General features: G+C 50.3%; 2 protein-coding genes and 3 pseudogenes. 2 read left to right on the forward strand and 3 right to left on the reverse strand.

Features of this window, described 5'->3' with window-relative positions; all coding sequences use genetic code 11:
* Positions 1 to 145: 145 nt before the first annotated feature.
* Both ABLN87_RS21915 and ABLN87_RS21920 read right to left on the reverse strand, forming a co-directional pair.
* Positions 146 to 824: pseudogene (locus tag ABLN87_RS21915) on the reverse strand (IS5 family transposase); the annotation flags it as partial.
* A gap of 65 nt (positions 825 to 889) precedes the next feature.
* Positions 890 to 2,578 (reverse strand): hypothetical protein, encoded by a 1,689-nt coding sequence (locus tag ABLN87_RS21920; protein ID WP_353014222.1) that lies wholly within the window; start codon positions 2,576 to 2,578, stop codon positions 890 to 892.
* 342 nt (positions 2,579 to 2,920) lie between these two features.
* On the opposite strand from ABLN87_RS21920, the pseudogene ABLN87_RS21925 reads away from it, so the two are divergent.
* Positions 2,921 to 3,112, forward strand: a pseudogene (locus ABLN87_RS21925) (transposase); the annotation flags it as partial.
* Positions 3,085 to 3,906: pseudogene (locus tag ABLN87_RS21930) on the forward strand (IS110 family transposase); the annotation flags it as partial. The pseudogenes ABLN87_RS21925 and ABLN87_RS21930, both read left to right, overlap by 28 nt.
* A gap of 389 nt (positions 3,907 to 4,295) precedes the next feature.
* On the opposite strand, the gene ABLN87_RS21935 reads toward ABLN87_RS21930, so the two are convergent.
* A partial coding sequence (locus ABLN87_RS21935; RefSeq protein WP_353014224.1) for a hypothetical protein occupies positions 4,296 to 4,773 on the reverse strand: 478 nt, incomplete at its 5' end.

Below are 4,773 nucleotides of genomic sequence, written 5' to 3' on the forward strand. Positions count from 1 at the left end.
GCTTGGTTCCGGGTTTCTTACTCATCTCCACTCCTTGGCGGTTACGATGAGCCAGAAACCCTCTCTTATCAAATCGACTTAAACTGTCCCATTGGTGCTGACGTCAGACACGAAAGTGCATTGCCCAGCAATGTCACGAGAGGGGGCGGTTGCGCCGCTTGTAGCGTCGCTTGTCGTACTTCGCCGGCTTCTTTCGCTGCCTTCGTCCGGGGGTGTACGCGCGTATCCCTTTGTCTTTCAACGCTTCGCGGAACCAGTCTGCATCATAGCCGCGATCCCAGAGCAGTCATTCCACATCCGGCAGGCTGCTGAGCAACGCCCGTGCGCCGATGTAATCGCTGACCTGCCCAGCCGTCACAAACAAGTTGAGTGGGCGTCCCTTGCGGTCGTAGATAGCGTGCAGCTTCGTGTTCATGCCGCCCTGAGTGCGACCAATCAGGCGGCTACGCCGCCCTTTTTGACGCCCATGCTGCTCGCGGTTCGGTGGACTTTTAGATATGTGGCGTCCACTGCCCGGCAGGGTATTGCGGAGCAATGTCCCGAGAGGGGATCATCACAGTATCCTCTTCGTCGTGTTCGGCAACCAGGTCGGCCAATATGCGAGCGAAGACACCTTTCTCGCTCCATCGCTTCCACCGGCGGTAGTCTGTCTTGTGCAGCCCGTATTCCTTAAGGGCATCTCGCCAGCGCAACCCATTGCGATTGATGAAGATAATCCCGCTCAACACACGCCGATCATTGACGCGAGGCTTGCCGTGAGACTTCGGGAAGAAGGGCTCAAGACGCGCCATCTGCTCATCGCTCAACCAAAATAGATCAGACATGTTCACCGCTTTTTTGAGCCGTGAACCATGCTGGAGAGAGGAAATCAATGGGTCCTGAGCCTAGGCTAAACCAGCACTACTATATCCGTTAGCTCACTGGCATCACATAGTTCGGCTTGATTTTGTTCTTCGAGCACAACACTTTTGACTACGTGCGCTATAACGTCTTTAAAAAAATTATTGCTAGCGATACCCTTTCCCGAGAATACCAAATTCCTGTCTTTGAACCGAGAAGATTGCATCAAATCCAAAACTGATTTAAGGTCTTGATCGGGGCCGAGATAACCGTGCTCCTCAAAATCGAAGATATTTTTTAGATATAATTGACAAGATTCCTCAGAATGCTCAGGGAAAAGTGACTTAAGTAGCTCCATCGAAAAATTTGCTTCTTGCTCTGTGGAGTACTTAGATATTCTAAAACTGCTTAGTGGCACAGCCCAGCCAGATGGTTCATCTAAGGCACGTACTATGGACTGAAAACCCGTTGGATTGAATTTCTCATTGATCTTAAGTTGCAGAATCATCTTACCTTTTTGAGTAGCAATCGTACTATTATTGCTTGGCTCTGAAAGAGCTTTAGATAAATGCTGACGATTTGCCTCAAAGCCTGAAAATGGTTGATCTCCTAAAACAGCGTCAGCGATAGCTGTTGAAACTAGCCCTGTTAAAAATACAAAAGGTAGTGGGCTTTTTGTTTCACTCCCGGTGATAATATTCCGTAAATTGAAAACCATCATTCCCCCTTGCGAGATCAATCCGTGAACCGCACCAATCAAAAGCTCGGTGGCAGAAGCCTTAATCTTACATTTCCGAGCAAATTCTGTAAACGGTTGAGATTCAGGATTAGGGCTTTGGTAAAGCGCAGTCACAAGTTCTCTCGCCGCAGAAAAGACCTCAGGGATATGTTCTGCAATTATCAATGCATTACCCGTGGCAGCTGCAAAAGCTGCATGGTTGTCTCTTTGCTCGGCCGCAAAAACTGGGCTCAGTCCCATCGCTATCATGCCAAGAGTACCAACTAAAATACCCGTAGCTTCATTCCAGTCCTTGTTCTGTATCGCTTCGAGGAAACTCGGACCATCCTTGATCAATGTAGGAATTACCATAAAGGTAGTTACCAAACAAGCGGACGCAATGTTGGCATTGCGAAGCTTAGCGCCGCTCCCACTGTCACTGCTAATATCATCAAACTTTTCAATATTTATCGCGCCGATGATGTCATCAATTGCCCAGTCTTTGCCGCCAAAAATTGCTCCATAGGTTCTGGCTGTTCCCAATATGATTTCACCGATACTTCTCTGTCCGTCCCCAGATTCTTCGATCAAAGCATCCAGCTCATTACGCACTATGGGTAGCAACTCAACGGATAGTAAATTCCTTTGATGGGGATCTTCACATTCTAATACGCTGCGATAAATTTGGGTTAGTGTCTCACGTCCAACACAAGGTTGACTTTCTGCATCATCAATATTTAGTGGCTTAGAAGAAACGATTCTATCTCCAGAAAGCTTACAAGCTAGTCCAAGGGTGGTTAACTGTTCATTAATTATCTGGTATCTTGATTGGTTGACTTGTAGTGGTGCTTGATTGCTGTTGCGCGCGCTCCAGCTCAGACAATCCTCTACCGGATCGAAGTAGAACTCAGAAGTTGCGGAATGGAAGCTCGTTTGACTCTCACATGATATATTGCTCTCTCTGCTTTGATTTCTTCCCGTAGTTGATGTGTGTCTTAGTGAGTTAGTTGTTTCCATCATTTCTGCTCCCATGGTGGAATTTTTAACATCTATATTCAAAACCCTTCATGCGGTATTTACATCATATGATGTTTCGGACTCAGACCCTTTTCAATTGACTGCAACCAATGCCTGCCGAATAAATTTATGGAATTAAACGGTTGACACGCTTAGGTAGAGTTCGGCGATTGCTTTCGACTGAAGTACTTCCCTAAATGGGTCGTGGTTGGGAAATTAGGGTGTGTTTCACAATACGGTATGTGATTGTAAACGTCTGGATCATCGATCTATCGACCCTTAGGCTCAGGACCCATTGATTTCCTCTCTCCAGCATGGTTCACGGCTCAAAAAAGAGCGGTGAACATGTCTGATCTATTTTGGTTGAGCGATGAGCAGATGGCGCGTCTTGAGCCCTTCTTCCCGAAGTCTCACGGCAAGCCTCGCGTCAATGATCGGCGTGTGTTGAGCGGGATTATCTTCATCAATCGCAATGGGTTGCGCTGGCGAGATGCCCTTAAGGAATACGGGCTGCACAAGACAGACTACTCATGGAAACCCGCCAAGTTAAGGGAGCGCTGAAGGCCATGCCGATCAAGACAGATCGGCGCGATGCTGAAGGGATCGCTCGACTTCTTCATCTCGGCTGGTTCCACCCTGTTCACTGTAAATCCGTCTCTGCTCAGGAAACTCGCGCTGTATTTGGCGCTCGAAAAGCCATTCAGCAAAACATGATTGCATTAGAGATGTCTTTGAGAGGCTTACTTCGGAACTTTGGGCTCAAAGTTGGTGCGATCTCCCGCGGTAGGTTTGAGGCCCGTATCCGGGAGTTGGCAGAAGGCAACCTCATGCTGGAGGCCGCGACTGAACCGATGCTGCGAGCCAGAGTTGCCCTGCGACAGGAACTTGCAATCCTCGAGAAACAGGTACGCCAGCTTGCCCAGAACGATCCGGTTTGTCTCCGTTTGATGACGATGCCCGGGATCGGGGCGGTCGTGGCGCTAACTTTCCGTGCAGCCGTCGATGATCCAGCGCGCTTCCGATCTTCGTAGAGGGTCGGTCCTTGGGTTGGCCTTACGCCCTCGCGTAACCAGTCCGGCGAGCGTGATGTCTCAGGCGGCATTACCAAGGCCGGCGACGTAAACCTGAGGCGAGCGTTGTGCCAGGCCGCAACTGTCATGATGAACCGTGGACGGTCTACATGGCTGAGAAAATGGGGTGCGCAGCTCGCACAACGCCGCGGCAGAAAAATTGCGATGGTTGCTCTGGCGCGCCGTATCGCAGTCATTCTCCATCGGATTTGGGTTGATGGGACAGTGTTCCAAGCGGATGCTGCGCCGAAAATATCCTGATCCAGTCTTTGCTCCACCCGTTGCCTGCTTAATCGCGGGCTTTCGAGGTCCCGCAGGGACGTGGTTCCGATAATGCCGTGGTCAGGACAGTCGCTGACTTCAATCAAGCACGCCAATGAGATGGGCACATCGGAATTACATCGAACCAGCATCATGTTGGCGGCCACCGCGCTGACCACGAACCGAAGCATGTACCCGAAGGATCTCACCCGTAGGCCGCGACAGAAAGCAGGGCGGACACGAACAAGGAAAAGCTACACCGCCTTGGCGGATCGGTTATTCTGCGTAAAACAGCTTGACTGGGACGGCTCCGATACCGAAGTCCTGACCCTAACTTTCACCATTTTTTGCTATTCCTTCGCTATGCTTCAATTTACCACGTTGATTGCTTATGAGGTGTTTTGTTCTTTTGATAGCTTTTTCACGATCTTATTGATCGTTGATTGACTGACTTTGAACTCTTCAGCCAAGGCCGCCGCGGTGTTCCGCCGTCCGTCGGCTTCGATTTGATTGTAGCGTTGGGTGTTTCGCACGAATATTTCACGTTGCTGCGTGTCACTTAGCTTCGTGTGTCTTAGCCTTTTGCCTCCGAGTTCGGTTATCTGGGCGAAGATGCTGTGGGCGTCGGGACGTGCACGTTTTCTCGAAAGCGCGACATCTGGTCTGTTCCCAAGGACGGGGGCACCCATCTGATCCCGATCTAATGCGAAACCGGGAGTTGCCGAGGAGAAGATGGTATTTGCTGCCTCTGCAGTCTGTTGGGGGTCCGCTGCTGGTGCGGCATCCAGTTGCAGGGCATCGTCATCCAGCACCGGGTTGTCCCAAGGGAAGTCGGTGAGGATATCGAGCCCGGGTTGTGGCTCTCCT

It is taken from the genome of Ruegeria sp. SCP10, assembly GCF_040329495.1.
GTDB lineage: Bacteria > Pseudomonadota > Alphaproteobacteria > Rhodobacterales > Rhodobacteraceae > Ruegeria.